General features: G+C 55.4%; 24 protein-coding genes. 9 read left to right on the top strand and 15 right to left on the bottom strand.

What is annotated here, in order from left to right:
* Positions 1–61: 61 nt before the first annotated feature.
* The 4 genes from hxpB (at position 62) to tcyP (ending at position 3828) form a co-directional block, all read left to right on the top strand.
* On the top strand, positions 62–733 hold the full coding sequence (hxpB, locus tag ACOTX2_RS04645; RefSeq protein WP_100148775.1) for a hexitol phosphatase HxpB: 672 nt from the start codon (positions 62–64) through the stop codon (positions 731–733).
* Positions 734–861: 128 nt separating this feature from the next.
* A complete protein-coding gene (gene kduD, locus ACOTX2_RS04650) occupies positions 862–1623 on the top strand; it encodes a 2-dehydro-3-deoxy-D-gluconate 5-dehydrogenase KduD (RefSeq protein WP_023299906.1) in 762 nt (253 codons plus the stop codon).
* A gap of 95 nt (positions 1624–1718) precedes the next feature.
* Complete coding sequence (locus tag ACOTX2_RS04655; protein ID WP_015570742.1) at positions 1719–2309, top strand: metal-dependent hydrolase; 591 nt, start codon at positions 1719–1721, stop codon at positions 2307–2309.
* 127 nt (positions 2310–2436) lie between these two features.
* A complete protein-coding gene (gene tcyP / locus ACOTX2_RS04660; protein ID WP_022647826.1) occupies positions 2437–3828 on the top strand; it encodes a cystine/sulfocysteine:cation symporter in 1392 nt (463 codons plus the stop codon).
* Positions 3829–3876: 48 nt separating this feature from the next.
* Here the strand turns inward: tcyP and cedA are convergent, their stop codons facing one another.
* A complete protein-coding gene (gene cedA, locus ACOTX2_RS04665; RefSeq protein WP_022647825.1) occupies positions 3877–4116 on the bottom strand; it encodes a cell division activator CedA in 240 nt (79 codons plus the stop codon).
* A 201-nt stretch (positions 4117–4317) separates the two neighbouring features.
* Here cedA and katE point away from each other — a divergent pair, with 201 nt between their 5' ends.
* The gene (gene katE, locus ACOTX2_RS04670) at positions 4318–6567 is read left to right on the top strand and encodes a catalase HPII (RefSeq protein ID WP_100148774.1); all 2250 of its coding nucleotides are present in this window, start codon (positions 4318–4320) and stop codon (positions 6565–6567) included.
* Between the two features lie 92 nt (positions 6568–6659).
* Here katE and chbG read toward each other — a convergent pair whose 3' ends face one another.
* The 7 genes from chbG to osmE form a co-directional block, all read right to left on the bottom strand.
* Positions 6660–7409, bottom strand: coding sequence for a chitin disaccharide deacetylase (chbG, locus tag ACOTX2_RS04675; protein ID WP_063147495.1), 750 nt, complete (start codon positions 7407–7409; stop codon positions 6660–6662).
* A gap of 11 nt (positions 7410–7420) precedes the next feature.
* Positions 7421–8776: a 6-phospho-beta-glucosidase gene (locus tag ACOTX2_RS04680; RefSeq protein WP_022647822.1), complete on the bottom strand. Its 1356-nt coding sequence runs from the start codon at positions 8774–8776 to the stop codon at positions 7421–7423.
* 108 nt (positions 8777–8884) lie between these two features.
* Positions 8885–9730 carry a transcriptional regulator ChbR gene (gene chbR, locus ACOTX2_RS04685; RefSeq protein ID WP_255248587.1) on the bottom strand — a complete coding sequence of 282 codons (846 nt, stop codon included), beginning with the start codon at positions 9728–9730 and terminating at the stop codon, positions 8885–8887.
* Positions 9731–9732: 2 nt separating this feature from the next.
* Positions 9733–10080 (bottom strand): PTS N,N'-diacetylchitobiose transporter subunit IIA, encoded by a 348-nt coding sequence (gene chbA / locus ACOTX2_RS04690; RefSeq protein ID WP_022647820.1) that lies wholly within the window; start codon positions 10078–10080, stop codon positions 9733–9735.
* Between the two features lie 47 nt (positions 10081–10127).
* Positions 10128–11486: a PTS N,N'-diacetylchitobiose transporter subunit IIC gene (gene chbC / locus ACOTX2_RS04695; protein WP_017384664.1), complete on the bottom strand. Its 1359-nt coding sequence runs from the start codon at positions 11484–11486 to the stop codon at positions 10128–10130.
* Positions 11487–11566: 80 nt separating this feature from the next.
* Positions 11567–11890 carry a PTS N,N'-diacetylchitobiose transporter subunit IIB gene (gene chbB / locus ACOTX2_RS04700; protein WP_225303350.1) on the bottom strand — a complete coding sequence of 108 codons (324 nt, stop codon included), beginning with the start codon at positions 11888–11890 and terminating at the stop codon, positions 11567–11569.
* A 275-nt stretch (positions 11891–12165) separates the two neighbouring features.
* Positions 12166–12510, bottom strand: coding sequence for an osmotically-inducible lipoprotein OsmE (gene osmE, locus ACOTX2_RS04705; RefSeq protein ID WP_022647818.1), 345 nt, complete (start codon positions 12508–12510; stop codon positions 12166–12168).
* 231 nt (positions 12511–12741) lie between these two features.
* On the opposite strand from osmE, the gene nadE reads away from it, so the two are divergent.
* The gene (gene nadE, locus ACOTX2_RS04710) at positions 12742–13569 is read left to right on the top strand and encodes an ammonia-dependent NAD(+) synthetase (RefSeq protein WP_022647817.1); all 828 of its coding nucleotides are present in this window, start codon (positions 12742–12744) and stop codon (positions 13567–13569) included.
* A 115-nt stretch (positions 13570–13684) separates the two neighbouring features.
* Positions 13685–14563, top strand: coding sequence for an excinuclease Cho (gene cho, locus ACOTX2_RS04715; RefSeq protein ID WP_202820791.1), 879 nt, complete (start codon positions 13685–13687; stop codon positions 14561–14563).
* Here cho and ves read toward each other — a convergent pair.
* The 7 genes from ves to astC form a co-directional block, all read right to left on the bottom strand.
* Entirely contained in the window at positions 14541–15098 is a 558-nt protein-coding gene (ves, locus tag ACOTX2_RS04720) for an environmental stress-induced protein Ves (protein ID WP_022647815.1), read from the bottom strand. The two genes, cho and ves, sit on opposite strands and share 23 nt — an antisense overlap.
* Positions 15099–15265: 167 nt before the next feature.
* A complete protein-coding gene (gene spy, locus ACOTX2_RS04725; RefSeq protein ID WP_022647814.1) occupies positions 15266–15760 on the bottom strand; it encodes an ATP-independent periplasmic protein-refolding chaperone Spy in 495 nt (164 codons plus the stop codon).
* Between the two features lie 337 nt (positions 15761–16097).
* A complete protein-coding gene (gene astE, locus ACOTX2_RS04730; protein WP_038415886.1) occupies positions 16098–17063 on the bottom strand; it encodes a succinylglutamate desuccinylase in 966 nt (321 codons plus the stop codon).
* Positions 17064–17072: 9 nt separating this feature from the next.
* Positions 17073–18398 (bottom strand): N-succinylarginine dihydrolase, encoded by a 1326-nt coding sequence (gene astB, locus ACOTX2_RS04735; protein ID WP_063147497.1) that lies wholly within the window; start codon positions 18396–18398, stop codon positions 17073–17075.
* A complete protein-coding gene (gene astD, locus ACOTX2_RS04740) occupies positions 18385–19872 on the bottom strand; it encodes a succinylglutamate-semialdehyde dehydrogenase (RefSeq protein WP_063147498.1) in 1488 nt (495 codons plus the stop codon). Before astD ends, astB begins: the two co-directional genes overlap by 14 nt.
* Positions 19869–20903 (bottom strand): arginine N-succinyltransferase, encoded by a 1035-nt coding sequence (gene astA / locus ACOTX2_RS04745; RefSeq protein WP_022647810.1) that lies wholly within the window; start codon positions 20901–20903, stop codon positions 19869–19871. Before astA ends, astD begins: the two co-directional genes overlap by 4 nt.
* Positions 20900–22120: a succinylornithine/acetylornithine transaminase gene (gene astC, locus ACOTX2_RS04750; RefSeq protein WP_058677264.1), complete on the bottom strand. Its 1221-nt coding sequence runs from the start codon at positions 22118–22120 to the stop codon at positions 20900–20902. Before astC ends, astA begins: the two co-directional genes overlap by 4 nt.
* 433 nt (positions 22121–22553) lie before the next feature.
* Here astC and xthA point away from each other — a divergent pair, with 433 nt between their 5' ends.
* A complete protein-coding gene (gene xthA, locus ACOTX2_RS04755; protein ID WP_058647218.1) occupies positions 22554–23360 on the top strand; it encodes an exodeoxyribonuclease III in 807 nt (268 codons plus the stop codon).
* A 6-nt stretch (positions 23361–23366) separates the two neighbouring features.
* On the top strand, positions 23367–24050 hold the full coding sequence (locus ACOTX2_RS04760) for a TVP38/TMEM64 family protein (RefSeq protein ID WP_063843774.1): 684 nt from the start codon (positions 23367–23369) through the stop codon (positions 24048–24050).
* The last annotated feature ends 14 nt before the right edge of the window (positions 24051–24064 follow it).

The following is a 24064-nucleotide window of genomic DNA, read 5'->3' on the forward strand; positions in this document are numbered from 1 at the left end:
TATGCTAAATTGCTTGTGCTTAGCACCGTTCGTCTTACCCCCAAGATAAGGAGATGTTGTAATGTCGACACCGCGCCAGATACTTGCCGCTATTTTTGACATGGATGGATTGTTGATTGATTCCGAACCCCTGTGGGATCGGGCTGAACTGGACGTGATGGCCAGCCTCGGCGTCGATATCAGTCGTCGTAATGAGCTTCCCGATACCCTGGGGCTGCGCATCGATATGGTGGTTGACCTTTGGTATGCCCACCAGCCATGGGTTGGCCCGGATCGCGACGAAGTTACGGCGCGCATTATCAACCGTGCTATCTCCCTTGTAGAAGAGAATAAGCCTCTGTTACCGGGCGTACGCGACGCTATCGCCCTGTGCAAGGCGCAAGGGATGAAAGTGGGGCTTGCCTCTGCCTCACCTCTGCATATGCTGGAAAAAGTGCTGACGATGTTCGGGCTGCGCGACAGCTTCGACGCGCTGGCCTCGGCCGAAAAGCTTCCTTACAGCAAGCCACATCCGCAGGTGTATATGGACTGCGCCGCGAAACTGGGGCTGGATCCGCTTACCTGTGTGGCGCTGGAAGATTCGGTTAACGGCATGGTGGCGTCCAAAGCCGCACGTATGCGCTCCATCGTTGTGCCGGCTGAAGAAGGCCGACACGATCCCCGCTTTGCCCTCGCGGATGTCAGGCTGACGTCTCTTGAAGAATTGACTGCCCGCCATCTGCGCGGAGAGTAACGCTCTTTCAGGCAGCTTCGGCTGCCTGTATCACAAAATCAAAACAACGTTTTACTTTATTTGCTTTTCTCATTCCAGACTCCTATCCTTACGTGCAGAATGACAATAACCTGACTTCTGAGGCGCGTATGATACTGGATGCTTTTACTCTGGCAGGAAAAGTGGCGATGGTGACCGGGTGCGATACCGGTCTGGGGCAAGGCATGGCCATTGCCCTCGCCCAGGCAGGATGCGATATCGTGGGGGTAAACCGCAAGGTTCCTGACGAAACGGCAGCGCGCGTCACGGCGCTGGGACGGCGCTTTATCGCAATTCGCGCCGATCTCGGCAAGCATGAGAGTATTCAGAGCGTCGTGGATACCGCCGTCACAGAGATGGGCCGCATCGATATTCTGGTTAACAATGCCGGCACCATTCGTCGGTGCGATGCGCTGGAATTTAGCGAGAAGGACTGGGACGAGGTCATCGATCTCAATCTGAAATCGGTCTTTTTCCTCTCTCAGGCAGTAGCGAAACAGTTTATCGTGCAGGGTCAGGGCGGCAAGATCATTAACATTGCCTCCATGCTCTCCTTCCAGGGCGGCATTCGGGTGCCGTCCTATACGGCTTCGAAAAGCGGCGTCCTCGGGCTCACCCGCCTGCTGGCAAACGAATGGGCGCCGCTAGGTATTAACGTGAACGCTATCGCGCCGGGTTATATGGCGACAAATAACACCCAACAACTTCGCGATGATGAGCAGCGCAGCCAGGCGATCCTCGACCGAATTCCGGCGGGCCGCTGGGGACTTCCGGAGGATTTACAGGGTCCGGTGGTGTTTCTGGCCTCGGCGGCGTCGGATTACGTTAACGGCCATACCCTTGCCGTAGACGGTGGCTGGCTGGCGCGCTAACCGCCGGTTTGTGACAAAGAGTTACACCGTCACCTCTTTCACACACTGTATAAAAACCCTATACTGTATGGATTGACAGTTTACCGGGTTTTATCATGACGGCGGAAGGCCACCTGCTTTTTTCACTTGCCTGTGCAGTGTTTGCTAAAAACGCTGAACTGACCCCTGTGCTGGCCCAGGGGGACTGGTGGCATATTGTCCCTTCTGCCGTGCTGACCTGCCTGCTGCCGGACATCGACCATCCAAAATCATTCCTTGGTCAGCGGCTGAAGTGGATTTCAAAACCCATCGCCAGAGCCTTTGGTCATCGAGGGTTTACCCACAGCCTGCTGGCCGTATTTGGCCTGCTTACACTCTTCTATTTGAAGGTTCCCGAGAGTTGGATAGTCCCGGCGGATGCCATTCAGGGCATGGTGCTCGGCTACTTAAGCCATATCCTCGCCGATATGCTGACGCCAGCGGGCGTTCCGCTGCTCTGGCCCTGCCGCTGGCGTTTCCGCCTGCCAATCCTCGTGCCGCAAAAAGGCAACCAGCTGGAGCGCGTTCTGTGCATGGCGCTGTTTGCCTATGCCGTCTGGATGCCGCAGACATTGCCCGAAAATGGTGCAGTGCGCTGGTCATCGCAGATGATCAACTCGCTGCAATTTCAGTTCAATCGTTTTATTAATCACCAAATTGAACATTAAACCGACAATATAATCACTTTTGTCATAAACCATTCCATATGGATATAAGCGCCACATCACACTTCTGATAACCTTGCGCCAACAGGTTCGGTAAAAACCGACCGTATAATAAATCAGGAGAACGGGGATGAATTTTCCACTCATCGCGAACATTGTTGTGTTCGTCGTATTGCTATTGCTTCTCGCCCAGGCTCGCCACAAACAGTGGAGCCTGGCGAAAAAGGTACTGGTTGGTCTGGTCATGGGCGTGGTGTTTGGCCTGGCCTTACACGCTATTTACGGCTCCGACAGCCCGGTACTGAAAGATTCCATTCAGTGGTTCAACATTGTCGGTAACGGCTATGTACAGCTGCTGCAAATGATCGTTATGCCGCTGGTATTCGCCTCAATTCTGAGCGCCGTAGCCCGCCTGCATAATGCTTCTCAACTGGGTAAAATCAGTTTCCTGACCATTGGCACCCTGCTCTTCACCACGCTGATTGCGGCGCTGGTGGGTGTGCTGGTTACCAATCTGTTCGGCCTGACTGCTGAAGGTCTGGTGCAGGGTAGCGCTGAAACCGCGCGTCTGACGGCGATTGAGACCAACTACGTGGGTAAAGTGGCCGATCTGACCGTTCCGCAGATGGTGCTTTCCTTCATTCCGAAAAACCCGTTTGCTGACCTGACCGGTGCAAGCCCAACCTCCATTATCAGCGTAGTGATCTTCGCTGCGTTCCTGGGCGTGGCTGCGCTGAAGCTGCTGAAGGACGATGCGCCGAAAGGCGAGCGGGTTCTGACTGCCATCGATACCCTGCAAAGCTGGGTAATGAAGCTGGTGCGTCTGGTCATGCAGCTGACGCCGTACGGTGTCCTGGCGCTGATGACCAAAGTCGTGGCAGGTTCTAACCTGCAAGACATCATCAAGCTTGGCAGCTTTGTGATTGCCTCGTACCTCGGTCTGGGCATCATGTTTGTTGTGCACGGCATCCTGCTGGCGGTGAACGGCGTTGGCCCGCTGAAATATTTCCGCAAAGTCTGGCCGGTGCTGACCTTCGCCTTCACCAGCCGTTCCAGCGCGGCATCGATTCCGCTGAACGTGGAAGCACAGACACGTCGTCTGGGCGTACCCGAGTCTATCGCCAGCTTCTCGGCCTCCTTTGGCGCCACCATCGGGCAGAACGGCTGTGCGGGTCTCTACCCGGCGATGCTGGCCGTGATGGTCGCCCCAACCGTGGGTATTAACCCGCTGGATCCGGTCTGGATTGCGACGCTGGTCGGTATCGTGACCATTAGCTCCGCCGGTGTTGCGGGCGTGGGCGGCGGCGCGACCTTCGCTGCGCTGATCGTTCTGCCTGCGCTGGGGCTGCCGGTAACGCTGGTTGCCCTGCTGATCTCTGTTGAACCACTGATCGATATGGGTCGTACCGCGTTGAACGTGAGTGGTTCAATGACCGCCGGTACCCTGACCAGCCAGTGGCTGAAGCAGACCGACAAAACGATTCTCGACAGTGAAGATGATGCCGAACTGGCACATCGTTAATCACTGCTGAAATAAAAAAACCGCCATCGGGCGGTTTTTTTATGGCTGTTATTCTTCAACCTCTTCATCCTGGCGGGTCTGCATTGCCCATCGCTGCGCCGATTCCGGCACCGTAAACGCAGGGGAGCGACGGAAGTGCTCGCCAATCAGCACGAAGGCAACGTATTTACCCCGCAGCATCCAGACATCGCGAAAACCATCCACCTTCAGGGCATGGTCTGGCGGCGCGGGCTCAACGCGGGGTACATAGCTAATAACCTGGCGGTTTTGTTGACGAAGAGGTTTCATAAGCGACGGGTTCACTAAAGCAAATTCTTAAAGCAGGAAATTTCTATCATAGCCGATTCTCCCCCCGCCCGTCGCGCCTGACGTATCGCAGATGGCTCCTTTCGCTAATCAATATCTGAAAACGCTTAGTTCGCCTGCTAATTCTTAACATTGTTCTATCCTTAATAGGGTTTTTAGGAATGAACAAAGGAGAAGCGTGCAATGTCGAACAATGATAAACCACATCAGTCACCCATTCATGGGACTGAAGAATCTCAACCGGGAATGGACTCACTTGCCCCAGCCGACGGCTCACACAAACCATCACCGGGTCCTTCCGCACCGGGTGAACAGCCTAACGCCCCGGGCAGCATGAAAGCCCCGGAAACGGAAAACGAAAAGCTGAAATCGCTCGATCCTCACCGCAAGGGCGGTGAAGGCCATGCGCTGACCACGAACCAGGGCGTTCGCATTGCCGATGATCAGAACTCCCTGCGCGCCGGAACGCGCGGCCCGACGCTGCTGGAAGATTTCATCCTGCGCGAAAAAATCACCCATTTCGACCATGAGCGTATCCCTGAGCGTATCGTCCACGCTCGCGGCTCCGCGGCGCACGGCTATTTCCAGCCGTACAAGAGCCTGAAGGAGATCACCAAAGCAGATTTCCTTTCCGATCCGAACAAAATCACACCGGTGTTTGTGCGTTTCTCTACCGTACAGGGCGGCGCGGGTTCGGCCGACACGGTGCGTGATATCCGCGGCTTCGCCACCAAATTCTATACCGAAGAGGGCATTTTCGACCTCGTCGGGAATAACACCCCGGTTTTCTTCATACAGGACGCGCATAAGTTCCCTGACTTTGTCCATGCGGTAAAACCAGAACCACACTGGGCCATACCGCAGGGACAAAGTGCGCATGACACATTCTGGGACTACGTCTCCCTGCAACCGGAAACCCTTCACAACGTGATGTGGGCGATGTCTGACCGGGGGATCCCGCGCAGCTATCGCACCATGGAAGGCTTTGGTATTCATACCTTCCGTCTGATTAACGCTGAAGGTAAAGCGACGTTTGTGCGTTTCCACTGGAAACCGGTCGCGGGGAAAGCGTCGCTGGTGTGGGATGAAGCGCAGAAGCTGACCGGACGCGATCCGGACTTCCACCGTCGCGAACTGTGGGAATCCATTGAAGCCGGTGATTTCCCGGAATACGAGCTGGGGTTACAGCTGATCCCGGAAGAAGACGAGTTCAAATTCGACTTCGACCTGCTCGACCCGACCAAGCTTATTCCTGAAGAGTTGGTGCCGGTTCAGCTGGTGGGTAAAATGGTGCTTAACCGCAACCCGGATAACTTCTTCGCGGAAAATGAACAGGCAGCGTTCCACCCGGGCCATATTGTGCCGGGGCTGGACTTCACCAACGATCCGCTGCTGCAGGGTCGTCTGTTCTCTTACACCGATACGCAGATCAGCCGTCTTGGTGGACCTAACTTCCATGAGCTCCCAATCAACCGTCCGACCTGTCCGTACCATAACTTCCAGCGTGACGGGATGCATCGCCAGGATATCGATACCAACCCGGCGAACTACGAGCCGAACTCCATTAACGATAACTGGCCGCGTGAAACCCCGCCGGGGCCAAAACGTGGCGGATTCGAGTCGTATCAGGAGCGCGTGGACGGAACAAAAATTCGCGAGCGCAGCCCGTCATTCGGCGAATATTACGCTCAGCCTCGCCTGTTCTGGAACAGCCAGACCCCGATCGAACAGCAGCACATTATCGGCGGCTTCAGCTTCGAGCTGAGCAAAGTGGTGCGTACCTACATTCGCGAGCGCGTGGTCGACCATCTGGCGCATATTGATATCCAGCTTGCCCAGGGCGTGGCGAATAATCTCGGCATTACGCTGACTGACGAGCAATGCCATGCTGCACCGCCTAAAGACGTGAACGGGCTTAAGAAGGATCCGTCCCTGAGCCTGTACGCGGTACCTGGCGGGACGATCAAAGGCCGCGTAGTGGCTATCCTGCTGAACGATAAACCGCGCGCCAGCGACGTGCTGGGGATCATGAGGGCGCTCAAGACTCAGGGCGTCCATGCCAAACTGCTTTACTCACGCATGGGTGAAGTGACGGCCGATGATGGCTCCGTCCTGCCGATTGCCGCGACCTTTGCCGGGGCACCGTCCCTGACGGTTGATGCGGTGATTATGCCGTGCGGCGACGTTGAGAGTCTGCTCGGTAACGGTGATGCCGCCTATTATCTGCTGGAAGCCTATAAGCACCTGAAGCCAATCGCCCTCGCAGGCGATGCGCGGAAGTTTAAATCGCTGCTGAAGGTACCGGATCAAGGGGAAGAAGGCATTGTCGAAGGTGATAACATTGACGATGCGTTTATGACCCGGCTGTTTGACCTGCTCGCCGCGCACCGCGTGTGGTCGCGCAGCAGCAAGATTGACCAGATACCGGCGTAAAAAAAACCGGGTGGCGCTACGCTTACCCGGCCTATATTTCGACTGATGTTGTAGGCCCGGTAAGGCGAAGCCGTCCCCGGGCTTTATTTTGCTCACAAATCCCTGAACGTCCCCAGACGATACCCACGCTCGGCAATCGCATATTTCAACGACGCCGACGTTAGCACGTCCAGTTCCGTCAGACGCGGCCAGCAGTAGGCGCTCTTACGTACGATGTTATCGACAAACGCCGGATGCGCCATTACCTCAAGCGAGCGCTCCCCTTTTGCGGCGGAGGCATCCAGCACCTTCAGGAACAGCGCTTCGTCGATATCGTCGCCATAAAATGCGCTGCTGAACCCCTCCGTTGACGTCACCGCAACGTCCGGCAGTCCGCGCACCTCCCGATCCACGCGCATCGCCACGCCTTTACGTTGGGCAAATTCTGCCACAAGCGGGAAAATCGCCGGGATCATATGCACATGATGATGACTGTCGATATGGGTGGGCTCGCGGCCAAACACATCCACAAAGCGGTTAAACTGGCAGTCCAGCTCGCGGGCAATCTCATCAAGTGGCAAAGCGTCCTGCTCCGCCATTTCCCAAATCCATTTACCCAGTTGCCCGTCGCGCGTCAGCCCCGGCATCGGTGAAAGGGGCAACCCAAGCGTCAGCACAAAGTGCATGCCCACGCCCAGTTCGGGCAGCTCACGGCTTAACTGCGCCGCATGTTCCACCGCCTCACCGTTGATGAGCGCTGTTGTAGAGGTCACGACGCCCCGGCGACAGGCTTCGATAATGCCGTAGTTCTGCCCTTTTGACAGGCCGAAATCATCGGCATTGACGATCAGCAGGTTTTCCATCGCGCCTCCTCTTAACGGTGTGTGAGTTTCAGTTTCTCAACCGTTGCAGCAAAGTTTGGCAGCCATTTCTCATGCGCCAGGATCATCTCACTCGCGAGTTTTTCAGCGTCACGGTCAGAATGCACCAGCGGGCTCAGGTTCAGCGCCAGCAGCACGTCATTCAGCTCGCCGCTCAGGGCCGCATTGCTCGCCGCCACTTCAAAGCCTTTGATGGTATGAATCAGGCCCATCACCTTATCGTCGAAGTGGGTAATGCGGGGATGCGGTTTTGCACCCTCGCGCCCAAGGATGCAGGTCATCTCCACGGCCCAGTCTGCCGGGATATTGTCGATGTGCCCATGATGCGGAACGTTCACATAGTGCTCGGCCTGCTTGTCATTGTAAATGGCGTTGATCACTTCACACGCGGCATCTGAATAGTATGCCCCACCGCGCTGCTCAAGCTCTTTCGGTTTGACGTTCAGGTTCGGATCTTTATACAAATCAAAAAGCTGCTTCTCTACTTTCTGTACAACCTGAGCGCGTGCGCCACCTTTGTAGTATTCGCCCATTTCAATCGCCAGCATCTCTTTCTGCTTGAAGTAGTAAAGCAGATACGAGCACGGCAGCAGATTCAGGGAGCGGATCAGCCCTTCGCTGAACGGCAGATCGAAGATGTTTTTCACCGAGGCCGCGGTCAGGCGACCAGAGGCAACGCCATCAAGCAGCTCCGCAAAGCGCGATTGCCCGTTCACAATCACATCTTTGATAAAGACCATGTGGTTCAGGCCGAACAGGTCAATGGACAATTCATCGTTATCGGTTAGCGCCAGCACATCGCGGATGAACATCTTCATGCCGATCGGAATATTGCAGACGCCGATAAAGCGTTTGAAACCGGTGTGACGATAGACTGCCTCGGTGACCATCCCGGCCGGGTTGGTAAAGTTAATCACCCACGCGTTCGGGCAGATCTCCTCCACGTCTTTAATGATGTCAAAAATGACCGGAATCGTACGCAGACCTTTAAACAGGCCACCTGCCCCGTTGGTTTCCTGGCCCAGATAACCGTGGCTCAGCGGAATACGCTCGTCCAGCTCACGCGCCTTCAGCTGGCCGACGCGCAGCTGGGTGGTCACGAAGTCAGCATCTTTCAGCGCCAGGCGGCGATCCAGCGTTTTATGCACGGTTAAAGGCACGCCTGCTTTTTCAACCATGCGTTTGCACAGTTCAAAAATAATATTTAGCTTCTCCTGACCTTCTTCAACATCCACCAGCCATAATTCGCTGACCGGTAATTCATGATAACGTTTCAGGAAACCTTCAAGTAATTCCGGGGTATAGCTGCTGCCGCCACCAATGGTTACGACTTTTAATTTCTTTTGCATAAACTCTCCCTTAGCTTATCAGGGTAATCGCCTGCAAGGTATAGCGTACTCTTCCCGCTATTTGGGCAAGCCATTACGTCAATATTCCTGGCGGATAACCGCCGAAAGTTAATTAATTACCGTTAAATTTTTGCGGTAACTGTTCGGTGTGAATGAAGTCATTTTCTTAAAGGTTTTAATAAACAGGCTGGGGCTGCTGTAACCCGATTCGTAAGCGATATCGGTGACAGAGTAGTTAGTAATTTCCAGCTGTTTTTTGGCAAAATTGATGCGGATTTCATTAATAATTTGAACAGGCGTTTTACGGTAATAGCGCTGCGTGGCGCGCGTTAAATATTCCTGCGATTTACCCGACAGCGCCACCATGTTTTCCAGGGCGTTATCGCTGAACTGTCCTTTGTCGTGCATCAGCTCCACGGTACTGCGCAGCCACTGAGGAATATCATCCACCACCTGCTGTTCTTCACGGTGATGGCGAAGACGGTTCATGACGTAGAACGTCACGGTTTCAATAAATTCATCAAATTCATTGTCGCGGAAATTCAGCGAGGCGATAACCGTTTCAATCCAGGTCATAAACTCATTTTTAACGCGGTACACCTGTGACGCCACAAAGCAGAACGGAACCAGCGGCAGATAGTGCTTCTCGAAGAAACGCCTGCTCACCCCTACGTTAAGAATGCGGGTCGCACCAAACTCATAAAAGCTCTGGTGATAGGACCCCATCGGCAGGAAGACGAAATCGCCACGCTCAAGCAGGACGCGCTTACCGTTGATCTCCTGATAGTAGCGGCCGGTCAGAACAATCGTGAACTCGTAGTAGTCATGCTGGTGCAGACCGCTGGCGCTCTCCGTTTTGTTGTAAATCACCACGTGAAAATTCTTGCCATTAAACAGCTGCTGCTCATGTGCGGTTTTGATTTCCATCGTGCTGACCTCCTGGTGCCTGTTCAGACTTACTGCATCTTCTCGTGAAGCTCGATGAGCTCCGCTACCATCTCGCGCGCCAGCATGGAGGTCATCAGGTGATCCTGCGCATGTACCAGCACCAGACTCACTTTCATCTTTCCTTCGCCCTGGTCGCTTTCGATGAGTTTCGTCTGCACCAGATGCGCTTCGTTTAACGCCGTACGGGACTGCTCCATCATGGTTTTCGCGGCAACAAAATCGCCCTGCTTAGCCTGCTTAAGCGCCGCATACGCCAGGCTTCGCGCCTGCCCGGAATTGATGATGAGCCCCATCACCACCTCTTCCAGATCGTTCACTGCGGTTTCTTCGGCAACGATACTCTCTAAATCTAACATCTTTAAGCTCCTTTACGCTGGCGCGGGTTGCCCCGCGCCGTGCAATTTTAGAATTTCAGTGCGAGGGCGATATCCTCCTCGCTCTCTTCTTCATCGATAACCGTTGCAGCCTTGTTCGCAATCGCCACGAACGGCATGTAGAGCAGGGTTGCAATCCCGAGGTTGAATATCGCCAGCAGGAAGGCGGCCACGCTACCGTTGGTGTTGAAGAACGCGCCCAGACCAGCTGGCATCGTCCACGGCGCAATGTTGGTCACCGGCGGGATAATGCCCAGGTAATACGCCGTCAGCGTAATCGCGGCCAGCAGCGGCTGAACCAGGATGAATGGAATGAACATCACCGGGTTCATGATAATTGGCAGACCAAACAGGATCGGCTCGTTAATCTGGAAGATGCCTGACGGCAGGGCCAGCTTCGCAACCTGACGATGGTCGGCGCGGCGAGAGACAATAAAGACCGCGATGATCAGACCCAGCGTCGCCCCGGTACCGCCCAGGAAGATATAGGAGTCAAGCATCGGCTTCGCCCACACATGGAAGGTTTTACCGGCCGCCAGCGCCGCATCGACGGAGCCGTACTGCTGGTAAAGCGCGACGTTTTCCAGTGCCCACGGGGTCATAATACCGCTGTCCAGCGCCGCCAGTGCCAGTGAACCATGCACGCCGAAGAACCACAGCAGGGAGGTAAAGATGACATACGCCCAACCGACCACGCTACCCATCGACGCCAGCGGCGTTGAGATAGAGTCCATAATGATCTGGTGGAAGTTAGTCCCCCAGTGAGAGAGCGCCCAAGCAATAATCCCCATGATGGAGAGGATAATGAAGCCCGGTATCAACGCGGAAAATGAACGAGAAACGGAGGCCGGAACGCTATCCGGCAAGCGGATAACCCAGTTGCGGCGAATAATAAAGGTGAACATTTCGGCCACCACCAGTCCGATAATAATACCGGAAATGATGTTTGCCCCACCCAGCCAGTTGGCGCCCACGGCGTAAGCGTCGCCCACACTGTACGGCGTGACGGTCATAAACGCGGCAATGGACAGTAAGCCCGCCGCCAGCGGATCCACTTTACGCTCTTCCGCCAGCGCCATTCCGATAAAGAAAGGTGCCATTAGCGACATAATACCCAACGTACCGTTGTATACGTTGCCGCCAATGGCTTTTAAACCATTAAGGGTTTCAATAGTGGAAGCATCTAACCTAATTCCTAATGAATAAAAAAAGGAACCTTCTCCAAAGCTGAGAAAAACGTTGTTAATTAAAACGAACATTGCCCCGGCTAATGTCAACGGCATTAATTTAATAAAGCCGTTCTTAATGGCATTAACGTGAGGCTGCTTTCCTATTTTAACAGCAAAAGGAAGGAGTACCTTTTCAAGTGAAGCGATGACTTTACTCATAGGAAAATACCCTTAAATGCCGCAACGACCGTTACGGCGTATTGTGTGTGAAATAACTCTTTGACGGGAAAAATAAAAAATTAATTAGCAGCTTTTTTAATCGCCGCAACAGCAGCTTTTAATACACCTAAACCATCAATCTTGCCGTATAAAACGGAATCGATCACTTCGACCGGCTTATTAGGGAGCAAACGTTGAATTTCTGGCAGCATATAAGCGATTTGCGGCCCGAGTAAAATTACATCTGCTGTCTGACCCTTTTCGCCCGCCAGCGTTTCCGGAAACGCCTCAATCACCACAGGGACTTCATATTTTTCGGCCTGCGCGCGCATTTTTGAAACCAGCAGCGAAGTGGACATGCCCGCAGAGCAGAACAAGTAGATATGTTTCTTTTCCATGATAATTTCCCTCTTATTGGTCTGACCGCCGTCGCGCTATCACTCGACTCGCTATCCTGGCTGACGGGCAGTGTGCTGAACATTGTTTGTCGTTGAAGTGAGTATACGCAATGGTACAGGGAGGGGATAATTCTGGATAGACTCAAATTGTCTCTCATTGACCTGGCTTGTTGACTACCTTCACATTTCAGGCAAATATTTCGCGCTAAGAAATAAGATTTACGTATGCATAAAAAAACCGGCCATCAGGCCGGTTTGTTAACACTTTCAGGCAAGCGCGGTTACTGCGCCTTAGGTGCCTGTGGATCGGTGTCATATTCAGCGCAGGTTTGGTAACCCGAATTGATCACGTGACCGGTATCATCCAGGGCGACAAAGTAGGTTTCTGCCTTACCATTACGTTGACCCAGAATATAGGTCTGGCAGGTGCCACGCGCGTGGATCATAGTGACTTCTGAAGAAGGTTTACCGGCAATGGCTGCAACCTGGGAGCGCGTCATGCCTTTTTTGACGTCTTTTACCACTGGCTGTGTGAACTGATCTGTGGTGCGATCGTAAGCTGTACACCCAGCCAGCATAGTCAGTACCGCCGCTGCGCTTAAAATTCCTGCTACGTTCTTGTTCATATTCCGTCCTCTTGTTTATCAGCGTGTTAACTAAGCATGGGATAAAAATTACTATTGTTCAACTTTACGAGTTACGCCAGACGAATTTCGGAAAATTCTAATAAAACAACGATAAGCTGCTAAATCGCTGTAAAACAGTACACTCAAAACTGTGATCCTTGTCGTTTCCCCGACAAAGGGTTAGTTTTAACAGATCACACTTTCTGTTTGGTTCTGCATAGGGAGGGCGTAATGGCTCTGCAACAAGAAATTATTCAGGCGCTGGGCGCGAAACCTGCGATTAATGCCAATGAAGAGATCCGTCGTAGCGTTGATTTTTTGAAAGCTTACCTGTCCGCACACCCTTTCCTGAAGACGCTGGTACTGGGTATCAGCGGCGGTCAGGACTCCACTCTGGCCGGTAAACTTAGCCAGATGGCCATCACCGAGCTGCGTGACGAGACCGGTGACACCGCACTGCAATTTATTGCCGTACGTCTGCCGTATGGCGTGCAGGCCGACGAGCAGGACTGTCAGGATGCGATCGCCTTTATTCAGCCGGACCGTGTTCTTACCGTAAACATCAAAGGTTCGGTACTGGCAAGCGAGCAGGCCTTGCGTGAAGCCGGTATTGAACTGAGCGATTTTGTTCGTGGCAACGAGAAAGCCCGTGAGCGCATGAAAGCGCAGTACAGTATCGCAGGGATGACCAAAGGGGTCGTCGTCGGCACCGACCACGCCGCGGAAGCCATCACCGGTTTCTTCACCAAATACGGCGATGGCGGCACGGACATCAACCCCCTCTTCCGCCTGAACAAGCGTCAGGGTAAGCAACTGCTGGCGGCGTTGGGCTGCCCGGAGCACCTGTATAAGAAGGCGCCAACGGCAGACCTGGAAGACGATCGCCCTTCCCTGCCGGATGAAGCCGCGCTGGGTGTGACCTATGACAACATCGATGATTATCTGGAAGGCAAAACGCTCGACGAAGGTACCGCAAAAATTATTGAAGGCTGGTATCTGAAAACCGAGCACAAACGCCGTCCACCCATTACGGTGTTTGATGATTTCTGGAAAAAGTAAAAGCAAAACGGTAACTCAGTTTTGCAGGCCGGGTAAGGCGTAGCCGCCACCCGGCTCTTTTTTAACCACCAAACACCTGCTACACTGTATGCCTGAACAGTATATGGAGCAGTATGTGAGCAGGCGTCAATCCGCCCCGCGTCTTGAGTTTGAAGCGGCGGCTATCTACGAATATCCCGAGCATCTTCGCCCCTGGCTTGAGGCGCTGCCTAAACAGCCTGGCGTCTATTTCTTCCACGGCGACAGCGACACCATGCCGCTCTATATCGGCAAAAGCGTAAATATCCGCACTCGGGTGATGTCGCACCTGCGTACGCCGGACGAAGCGTCGATGCTCAGACAGTCCCGGCGGATCACCTGGATCGAGACGGCAGGTGAACTGGGCGCGCTTCTGCTCGAAGCCCGGCTCATCAAGGAACAGCAGCCGCTGTTTAACAAACGTCTGCGCCGCAACCGCCAGCTGTGTTCCTTGCAGGTTAACGCGGGAAAACCGCAGGTCGTTTATGCCCGGGAAGTGGATTTTTCGCATGAACCGAATCTTTACGGTCTGTTTGCCAACAAACGTGCCGCACTGCAAACTCTGCAATCCCTTGCTGATGAATTAAAGCTTTGTTACGGCCTGTTAGGACTGGAAGCGACTACCCGCGGTCGCGCCTGTTTCCGCTCCGCGTTGAAACGCTGCGCCGGGGCGTGCTGTGGAAAAGAGAGCGTTGAAGAACATCATGCCCGGTTTATGGCTGGCCTGGCCTCAATCAGCGTCAACTGCTGGCCGTGGGAAGGCGCGGTGGCGTTGAAAGAGACCCGCGATGCGATGACGCACTATCACGTCATCCGCAACTGGCTCTGGCTTGGCGCGGTTGAAAGTCTGGATGACGCTGCCGCCCTGCTGCGCACACCTGCCGGGTTCGATCAGGATGGCTACAAAATTCTCTGTAAGCCGCTGTTAACCGGTAAATATGAGATAGTCATGCTCAATGACCCGGCAGCCAGGTAATTTCACTGAACAGCAGCGACCCCTTCGTTTCCAGTAGACGGAGGGTATGGCTGCCCTCTTGCCAGCTGGCGCCCTGATCGGCGGTCAGTAATTTATCGCCCAGTTGCCAGGCGCCGCTTAATACGAACGCCACGCCACCGCGTGATGCGAAGGTAGTGAACGTTCGGGTAGCAACGCGCACCTTTGCCTGGCAGTGCTCCCGTCGGGTCATGACATTGAAATCCATCGACATCTGCCCCTCCGTGAGCACGGCTTTCACCGTCAAATCGCCCGCAAAGCCGTAAGGCTGATGGTGTTTCAGGGTATGGCAAAACGCCCTCCCCGCATCCAGCGTCACCTCGCCGCCTTCCAGCAGCGTAATCACCCGGTCAACGCCCGGAAACGCGGAGAATTCGCCGTTACTGGCGATGGAGGCGATGCTGGCCCGCCAGGAAAAATCCCGCGTCGCGGGAGGGAAACAGCAAATCTCACGCGTCTCGCCCGCGCCGTTACGCCAGAGACTGACGGGTATTTTACGGATATCAAAGAATTCCATGACCACTCCTGAAGGACGCACCGTGCGCCAGGGCATTTTCACAGACGTATTATCGGCAACGGTAAGGCCAGACCTTAGGCATGGGGCAAAAGAAAAACCGCCGGTCCTGTCCACAGCGTTTTCGCTTGTGTAGACAGGAGCCCGGCGGTCTTAAGAGAGTGAACCGATTATTCGGCTGGTGCAGGCATTTTACCTTCCGGCGCTGCACGTTCTGTCAGACGCTTCTCAAAATTGGCATTAAATTGCTTTTTCTGTTCCGGCGTCAGAATGTTGTAAATCTTGTTCTGGGTTTCCATGTGGGCCAGCATGCGCGCTTTATGCTGCTCGGCCATTTTGTCGATCTGCGCTTCTGCTTTTGCTTTGTCGAAGCTGTCGCTGGCAATGATGTCATGCATCGCGCGGCGCTCTTCCAGCGGAGGACGTTTCATCTGGTCACGCTGACTTTTCCTGATGTCGCGGATCTGCTGCTTCTGCGCATCGGTCAGGTTCAGATCTTTAAACATCATCATCTCATGATGCATACCCGGCTTGCCTTTATGATGCATCATCATTTTGCCTTCTGCCGGCGCGGCGGTAGTGGTCGCGGTATCGGCGGCGAACGCCATGCTGGTAGCGCCCAGAGCCAGGGTAGAGGCAACAAACAGTGCAGTTAATTTACGCATAATGTCTTTCCTTACTTTCAGTTATTCTTCGGCGCTATGCCGTGTTGACGAGATTAACTTTACGGGGTTTATCGTCAATTAGTCAGAGCAACGGTAAAACAATGAAAGTATAAAAAACACGTTTTCGCCAATTATGGAGAAATTAAGGAAAAAGCGTGGAGAGATGAAACAAAAATATTCAACAGGATGATTTTAAAGAGATTGTGGAGGAGTATAGCGAAGTGCCGTTTAATAATAAAGCAATTCTCCAGGAATATTCCGCAAACACTTCCAGAGCGCTTTTAACGTTAAGAAATTAATTCTTCGTTTCCCCTCCGGTCTGCGCGAGGGGAGACGATCAGGGCATTTTTTCCAGCATCAACCCGGCTCGTAAACCAAACGCGACTGACGGGTTAGGAAATAAAACATATTCCGTGGGGTTCTGTACCGCATAGCGCGTCTCACCATCTTCCGCCAGCAGGACGCCCTGGCGGAACGGCGTGAAGTTCAGCGTATGGGGCGCCATATGAAGCTGGAAAGCTTCACTTTGACGCGTGATCTGCTGTACGACCCGATAGCGCACGACGGGTTCCCGGGTGGGTTCCGGCGCAACCCCTGCGAGCAACGCCCGAAGCGCCTGATGCGTAGGGGCAAAACGCGTCAGGTCGTTTTGCCCGAACGGCAGCGCTTTTCCCAGCTCCAGCGTGCAGGACAGCGCGCCGAAATTCTCGCAGGTGAAGTGGGTAAACGTGCCGCCCGGCGTCTGGTGGAAAACCAGCGCTTCCAGTCCCGCGTCGCCAAGCCAGGTCAGAAACGCCTCATCCCACGGCTGATGGCGCTGCGGTAACACGCCAAAACGTACGTGGTACGAGGCGCGGATGGCGGTATGCAGATCGAGGTGCCAGCGCGTTTCCCCCGCCCCGGCAAAAAACGCCGTGACCACCTTCTCCAGCCATTGCGCACGTGTCGTTTCATCACTCTGTGGAAATTGCGCCCAGCGGCCACCAAACATTCGGTTGATGTCGCTCACGAGATACCGTTTGTTTTGCGCCAGCGCAGGCGGATTTCCCAGTACCACCAGCAGACGGCAGTGCAGCGTGATCTCTGCGCGATACAGCGCGCGCAGCAACAGATCGACAATCTCCACGGGCGCGGTTTCATTCCCGTGAATGCCGGTAGAAAGCAGCAGCGACAGGTTATATTGCCCCGTCGGCGTCAGTTCAAGCACGCCCGGCCCCAGCCATCGCCAGTGGAACGAAGGGCCTTCCCCCTCGTGCCGCTCCGGTGTCTCTTCAGCCAGCGTCAGCGCCAGAAAGTTTTCCATATCGTCTCCTTAGCGCTGGAACGGATAAACCGATCCCAGTTGCAGGATGGTTGATAATGCATCCAGCGCCTCGCGGCCTTCGCGCAGCAGCTGCGGATCAACCAGATCGGCCTGAACCAGACGGTCACGATAGTAGCGGTCCACCCAGTCATTGAGGGTATTGAACAGCGTGTCGTTCATCATCACCGACGGATTCACGGCCTGCATTTCCTCCGGCGTTAACACCACGCGCAGTCGCAGGCACGCCGGTCCCCCGCCGTTGGCCATACTTTCCCGCAGATCAAACACGCGCAGTTCATCAATCGGGTTATCCGCCTGTACCAGTTCGCTGAGATAGCGCCAGACGCCCTGATGGTTGCGGGACTCCTGCGGCAGCACCAGCATCATGCTGCCGTCATCCCGGCTCAGCAGCTGGCTGTTGAACAGATACGTTTCGACCGCATCCTGCACGCTTACCGCCTGCGTGGGCACCAGAATCGGCATAAATCCCGGCACGCGTTCGCGCAGCGTGGCCAGCAACTTTTCCTGATGGGCAAACGCCTGCTCGTGGCAGAACAGCACCTGACGGTTGGAAACGGCAATCACGTCGTTATGAAACACGCCCTGGTCGATCACCTGCGGATTTTGCTGGGCAAAAATCACCTGAGTAGGATTAACCTGGTTCAGCCGTGCAACCGCCTGGCTTGCGGCTAAGGTTTGTCTCGCCGGATAACGAACCGGCGCGGCGTGGCCGCCCTCTTCCCGTCCATAGATAAAAAGCTGCAAGCCTGGATCGCCGTAATCGCCACCCAGACGGTTGTGGTTTGCCGCCCCTTCGTCGCCAAACATCGCGACCTGCGGCAGCGCCGAATGCACCTCAAAATGCGCATCATGATTAAAAATGGCGCGCAGCACGCGCCCGGTGGTCTCCGCTTCGCTGGCGCGGTGGAATTTGTTGTTCAGGTTAGCGACAGTCAGATGCACTTTGCCGTCCAGCGTATCCGCCGACGGCGCGACGGTGGCGGCATTCGCTACCCACATTGAAGAGGCTGAACTGGCCGCGGAAAGCAGCTGTGGGGACTGCGTACCGGCTTTTTCAACCACCTGTTCATCCGTACCGCTGAAGCCCAGCTGGCGCAGCACGGCCACGTTCGGCCGCTCCTGCGGCGGGATTACCGCCTGCGGGAAACCGGCATCGGACAGCGCCTTCATTTTCAATAGCCCCTGCTTGGCCGCCAGCTTCGGGTTCGAGACCTGGAAACGGTGCTTCGTCGAAGCTTCATTGCCGAACGACAGCCCGGCATAGTGGTGCGTCAGCCCCACCAGTCCGTCAAAGTTAACCTCACGCGCTTTCATGGGCGTCACCCTCTGTAAAATCCAGCCCCGGATTCAACGTCTCCGGCAGCGTCAGCGCCGGGGTTTCCAGGCTTGCCATCGGCCACGCGCAGTAATCGGCGGCATACCAGGCGCTGGCGCGATGGTTGCCCGATGCCCCTACGCCACCAAACGGCGCGGTGCTCGCCGCGCCGGTCAGCGGTTTGTTCCAGTTCACGATCCCGGCGCGCGCTTCCAGCAGCAGCTGGTCGAATTTCTCGCGATGCGGGGATATCAGGCCGCTCGACAGGCCGTAGCGGGTGTTGTTGGCCATCTCGATCGCCGATGCAAAATCGTCATAGCGCCAGACGCACAGCAGCGGGCCAAAGACCTCTTCATCCGGCACGTTGCTCGTCGCACTCATCTCAATAATCCCCGGCGTCAGCAGCGATGTTCCCGGCTGAACCAGCTTCGGCTCCAGCAGGGTTTTCGCCCCGCGCGCCACGTGCTCCTGCCACGCTTTCAGCACGTTCAGCGCCGCCTGCCCGGAGATCAGCCCGCCGATAAACGGCTGCGGCTCGGTATCCCATTTCGCGGGAACCAGACGCCCGCTCACCTCCACCAGACGCTTAAGAAACGCATCCCCCTGCGCGCCGCGTTTAACCAGCAGGCGGCGGGCGCAGGTGCAGCGCTGTCCGGCGGTAATGAATGCCGACTGAATGGTCAGGTGGACCGCAGCATCGATATCATCCGGATCTTCCACAATCAGCGGGTTGTTGCCACCCATCTCCAGCGCCAGAATTTTTTCCGGCTGCCCCGCCAGCTGACGATGCAGCTGATAACCCGTTCCGGCACTGCCGGTAAACAGCAGACCGTCAATGTCGCTCAGCGCACTCAGCGCCTGACCGGTTTCACGCCCGCCCTGCACCAGATTCAGCACGCCCGGCGGCAGCCCCGCCTGCTCCCAGAGTTTTACTACTGCTTCTCCGGTTAAGGGGGTTAACTCACTCGGCTTGAAGATGACGGTATTTCCCGCCAGCAGCGCAGGCACAATATGCCCGTTCGGCAGATGCCCGGGGAAGTTGTACGGGCCAAACACCGCCAACACCCCGTGCGGACGGTGGCGCAGCGTGGCGGCGCCGTCCGGCATCCCGGTATGCTGCTCACCGGTGCGGGCGTGGTACGCCTTCACCGATATACCGATTTTATTGATCATCGCCGTCACTTCGGTTGTTGCCTCCCAGCGCGGCTTGCTCGTTTCGCAGGCAATGATGCGGGTCAGCTCTGCTTTATTGGCCTCCAGCAGCGCAGCAAATTTCTCAACTAGCGCCTGGCGCTCGGAGAATGGCCGTTTCGCCCATGCCGGAAACGCGCGGCGTGCAGCCTGGCAGGCCTGCTCAACCTGCCCGGCGCTGGCGTCGCTCCCCGACCAGAGCACCTCCTGGCCGACCGGGTTAGTTTTTGTCCGCGCATCACCTTCGCCCGTTACCCAGTAACCGTTAATCCATAGAGTCATGCTGTTTTCTCCTCAGGGCAGAGCCGCACCAGGCGAACCGTGTCGCCAGCGTTACATTTCAGGGCATCCAGTTGCGCAGCCGTCAGTACCAGACGCTCGCATGTTGGGTTGGTTCGCACTAGCATGGCGCGGAAGTTGGCGTAATTCTCGTTCGAGACAAGACAGGCTGGCCACTCGCCCGGCGCGGGCTGGCCTTCTGAAACCTCAACCAGGCGGCTTTTACGGATGGCGCGTACGCGGTCAATATCGCATTCCAGCGTTGGACCGCCGTCAAAGATGTCGACGTAATTGCGGTAGCGAAAACCCTCTTTCTCCAGCACTGCACGGGCCGGGGCGGTTTGCGGGTGAACTTCGCCGATCACCGCCTGCGCTTCCGGCGTTAAGAAATGGGTATAAATAGGATGCTTCGGCATTAACTCGGCGATAAACGCCTTCTGACCGGTACCGCACAGGTAATCCGCCCGGCTGAATTCCATGGAGAAGAAGCGTTCGCCCAGGCTCTCCCAGAACGGCGAGTAGCCCGTCTCATCAATTACGCCGCGCATCTCCGCGACCACTTTTTCGTTGAAGCGGTCGCGAAAGGCGGCCATAAACATGAAGCGCGATTTGGAGAGCAGATAACCGTTACCCTCTTTGCGCCAGTCCGGATCGAGAAACAGGGTGCAGAGTTCGCTGGCGCCGGTATGGTCATTACAGAGAAAAAGCGTCGGCAGCGCGTTGTAGACGTTCAGCTCTTTCGAGGCGTGGACCATCGTGCCGACGCGGTAGTTGTACCACGGATCGTTGAGCCCGACGGCCACCTCGATGGCGCAAATCCCCGCCACGGTTCCCGTGTCGGTCTCTTCCAGCACGAACACATAGCCCTGTTCGCTTTTTGGCAACGTCCCCTGCCAGGTTTGCAGGGCGCGCTCAATGCGCGCCGACAGCGTTTTTTCATCGGCAGGCAGCGAGGTCAGCCCGCCCCCTGTCTTACCGGCAAGCTGCATAAGCCCGGCGAGATCGCCGTGCGCAACGGGACGGATGACCATCATGATGACACCCCGGACTTCACCTGTTCGCAGGCCAGCGCAAAACGATCTAACCCGGTTCTGACCTCTTCCTCACTGACGATCAGCGCAGGGGCAAACCGCACCACGTTAGCGCCGGCAATCAACACCATCACGCCCTGCTTTGCCGCTTCCTGTGAAATCAGCTTCGCTTTGCCAGCAAACTCAGGGGCAAGCTCACAACCTATCAACAGCCCCAGACCGCGGATCTCTTTGAACATTCCGGTCTGGTTATTGATGGCGGTAAGACGCTCAACAAACCACTGGTGACGCTGCTTCACGCCGCTAAGCACCTCAGGAGTGTTGATGATATCCAGCACCTGTCCGGCGACAGCGGTTGCCAGCGGGTTACCGCCGTAAGTGGTGCCATGGGTGCCCACGGTCATCACGCTGGCGAATTTATCGGTGGTCAGCATCGCCCCCACCGGGAAGCCGCCGCCGAGCGCTTTAGCTGTTGAGAGCACATCCGGGGTCACGCCATAGTGCATGTAGGCGTACAGCTCACCCGTACGGCCCACGCCGGTCTGGACTTCGTCAAAAATCAGGACCGCGTTATGCCGATCGCACAGCTCGCGCAGCCCTTGCAGGAACGCTTTCTGGGCGGGCATGACGCCGCCTTCCCCCTGCATGGGCTCGACAATCACCGCACAGGTGGTGTCGTCAATCAGCTCGCTGGCAGAGTGTAAATCGTTATACGCCGCATGACGGATATCCGGCGGCAGCGGCGCAAAATCCTGAGAATATGAGGGCTGACCACCCGCACTGACGGTAAACAACGTGCGGCCATGGAAGGCATTTTTAAAGGCTACGATGCCGCTCTTGTGCGGGCCGAATTTATCGTGCGCATATTTGCGCGCCAGCTTCAGCGCCGCTTCGTTCGCTTCCGCGCCGGAGTTACAGAAAAAGACTTTTTCTGCGAAAGTGGCGTCGATCAGCTTCTTCGCCAGACGCAACGCCGGTTCGTTGGTATAACCGTTGCCGGTATGCCAGAATTTCGCCGCCTGATCATTCAGCGCCTGCCGCAGCGCCGGGTTTGCATGCCCCAGCGCATTCACCGCAATCCCACCCGCAAAGTCGATATACTCTTTGCCCTGCTGATCCCACAGGCGAGAGCCTTCCCCACGTACCGGAATAAAAGCCGCCGGAGCGTATACCGGCATCATCCATTCATCAAAATTTTCACGCGTAACTGACAGAGACATAGCGACCTCATCCGGTAAATAAAAGGTTGTTTAAATGTTAAATAATTGAGTGTTTGCACTGTGAATGTAGATTGCAGCGTTCGTGCCAGCCAGCGATAAAAATGCATAAACGGATTTGGGTAACAGAATATCAATGAGTTACAATATGGAGTTATTCACTATTAATGCATAAATAGTGAATATTTTTACAGCAAGCGGCGCTTTGCCGCACGAAAACAAGAAAGAGTATGCACATGCCAAATATAATTCTGGAATTGTGATCGCTCGCGAAATTTATCGGTCCTTTACGCCCTGTTCGAGGGCAAAACGCGTCGAAATGGTGCAAATATTGCACCGTCGGCATTATCTGTCGCAGTAATTGGGCGAAGCGGATAACAGACGACGTAAATTCTGCTACCATCCTTGCACTATTCACCTTGCATTGGCAGCGACTATGAAATTTGTCTCTTTTAATATCAACGGCCTGCGTGCCCGCCCTCACCAGCTCGAAGCGATTGTTGAGCAACATCAGCCAGATGTGATCGGCTTGCAGGAGACAAAAGTTCACGACGATATGTTCCCGCTCGAAGAGGTAGCGAAGCTGGGCTATAACGTTTTTTACCACGGTCAGAAAGGCCACTACGGCGTTGCGCTGCTGACCAAAGATACGCCGGTGTCGGTGCGTCGTGGCTTCCCGGGTGACGGTGAAGAAGCACAGCGTCGTCTCATCATGGCTGAGCTGCCTTCCCCGCTGGGTAACATCACTGTGATTAATGGTTACTTCCCGCAGGGTGAAAGCCGCGACCACCCGACCAAATTCCCGGCCAAAGCCAAATTTTATCAGGATCTGCAAAACTACCTTACGACCGAACTCAACAAAGATAATCCGGTGCTGATCATGGGGGATGTGAATATCAGCCCGACTGATCTGGACATTGGCATTGGCGAAGACAGCCGCAAGCGCTGGCTGCGCACCGGGAAATGTTCCTTCCTGCCGGAAGAGCGCGAGTGGATGCAGCGCTTGCTTGACTGGGGTCTGGTGGATACCTTCCGCATCGCTAACCCGGAGACGCAGGATCGCTTCTCGTGGTTTGACTACCGCTCTAAAGGCTTCGATGACAACCGGGGCCTGCGTATTGATCTGCTGCTGGCGAGCGCCCCCCTGGCCGAACGCTGCATCGAAACCGGTATCGACTATGATATTCGCAGCATGGAAAAACCGTCCGACCATGCGCCGGTATGGGCAACGTTCAAGCTGTAATCCTCAGTGAATATTAAAAAAATCAGTCTCCTGTGCGCCCTTCTGGGCGCATTTGTTTTGATCGTTGTTTTGCTTCCTCCGGGCATGCTCTCCCTCGACACGCTAAAAATACACCAGCAAACGTTGCTCGATCGTGTGGAGCAGGCGCCCCTTCAGAGCGCGCTGATCTATTTTGCGGTTTACGTTCTGGTCTCTGCGCTATCGATACCCGGGGCTGCGCTTCTGACGCTGCTCGGCGGGGCGATTTTCAGCCTGTGGGAGGCGATGCTGTTGGTGTCATTGGCCTCGACGCTCGGCGCCACGCTTGCCATGCTCGTCAGCCGTTATCTGCTGCGTGACTGGGTGCAACGGCGCTTTGCCGCACAGATGAACACGATCGATGTGGGGATGGTTCGCGATGGCGCGCGCTACCTTTTTGCCCTGCGCCTGATGCCGTTGTTTCCGTTCTTTCTGGTCAATTTGCTGATGGGGCTAACCCGTATCCAGGTGCGTCACTACTGGTGGGTCAGCCAGCTTGCGATGATACCTGCCACTGTCATTTATCTGAACGCCGGACGCGAGCTGGGAAAACTCACCACGCTGCGCGATATTCTGTCGCCGGGACTGCTGTTCGCCTTTACACTATTAGGGTTATTACCGCTGGTCACTCGCTGGCTGTTTTCCCGTTACATCCCTTCGATTAAAAAGTGAGGCATTATGCGCCG

Source organism: Enterobacter cloacae complex sp. IR5412 (assembly GCF_049237385.1).
Lineage (GTDB): Bacteria > Pseudomonadota > Gammaproteobacteria > Enterobacterales > Enterobacteriaceae > Enterobacter > Enterobacter intestinihominis.

Excerpts from the sequence above, each read along its gene's own strand:
- chbA (WP_022647820.1), bottom strand. The coding sequence starts at position 10,080 with ATGTTAGATTTAGAGAGTATCGTTGCCGAAGAAACCGCAGTGAACGAT.
- chbG (WP_063147495.1), bottom strand. The coding sequence starts at position 7,409 with ATGGAAAACCTGCTGATCGTCAATGCCGATGATTTCGGCCTGTCAAAA.
- xthA (WP_058647218.1), top strand. The coding sequence starts at position 22,554 with ATGAAATTTGTCTCTTTTAATATCAACGGCCTGCGTGCCCGCCCTCAC.
- astA (WP_022647810.1), bottom strand. The coding sequence starts at position 20,903 with ATGATGGTCATCCGTCCCGTTGCGCACGGCGATCTCGCCGGGCTTATG.
- astB (WP_063147497.1), bottom strand. The coding sequence starts at position 18,398 with ATGAAAGCGCGTGAGGTTAACTTTGACGGACTGGTGGGGCTGACGCAC.
- nadE (WP_022647817.1), top strand. The coding sequence starts at position 12,742 with ATGGCTCTGCAACAAGAAATTATTCAGGCGCTGGGCGCGAAACCTGCG.
- astC (WP_058677264.1), bottom strand. The coding sequence starts at position 22,120 with ATGTCTCTGTCAGTTACGCGTGAAAATTTTGATGAATGGATGATGCCG.
- astD (WP_063147498.1), bottom strand. The coding sequence starts at position 19,872 with ATGACTCTATGGATTAACGGTTACTGGGTAACGGGCGAAGGTGATGCG.
- osmE (WP_022647818.1), bottom strand. The coding sequence starts at position 12,510 with ATGAACAAGAACGTAGCAGGAATTTTAAGCGCAGCGGCGGTACTGACT.
- chbC (WP_017384664.1), bottom strand. The coding sequence starts at position 11,486 with ATGAGTAAAGTCATCGCTTCACTTGAAAAGGTACTCCTTCCTTTTGCT.
- cedA (WP_022647825.1), bottom strand. The coding sequence starts at position 4,116 with ATGAAACCTCTTCGTCAACAAAACCGCCAGGTTATTAGCTATGTACCC.
- ACOTX2_RS04680 (WP_022647822.1), bottom strand. The coding sequence starts at position 8,776 with ATGCAAAAGAAATTAAAAGTCGTAACCATTGGTGGCGGCAGCAGCTAT.
- kduD (WP_023299906.1), top strand. The coding sequence starts at position 862 with ATGATACTGGATGCTTTTACTCTGGCAGGAAAAGTGGCGATGGTGACC.
- katE (WP_100148774.1), top strand. The coding sequence starts at position 4,318 with ATGTCGAACAATGATAAACCACATCAGTCACCCATTCATGGGACTGAA.
- astE (WP_038415886.1), bottom strand. The coding sequence starts at position 17,063 with ATGGAAAACTTTCTGGCGCTGACGCTGGCTGAAGAGACACCGGAGCGG.
- ACOTX2_RS04655 (WP_015570742.1), top strand. The coding sequence starts at position 1,719 with ATGACGGCGGAAGGCCACCTGCTTTTTTCACTTGCCTGTGCAGTGTTT.
- ves (WP_022647815.1), bottom strand. The coding sequence starts at position 15,098 with ATGGAATTCTTTGATATCCGTAAAATACCCGTCAGTCTCTGGCGTAAC.
- hxpB (WP_100148775.1), top strand. The coding sequence starts at position 62 with ATGTCGACACCGCGCCAGATACTTGCCGCTATTTTTGACATGGATGGA.
- spy (WP_022647814.1), bottom strand. The coding sequence starts at position 15,760 with ATGCGTAAATTAACTGCACTGTTTGTTGCCTCTACCCTGGCTCTGGGC.
- tcyP (WP_022647826.1), top strand. The coding sequence starts at position 2,437 with ATGAATTTTCCACTCATCGCGAACATTGTTGTGTTCGTCGTATTGCTA.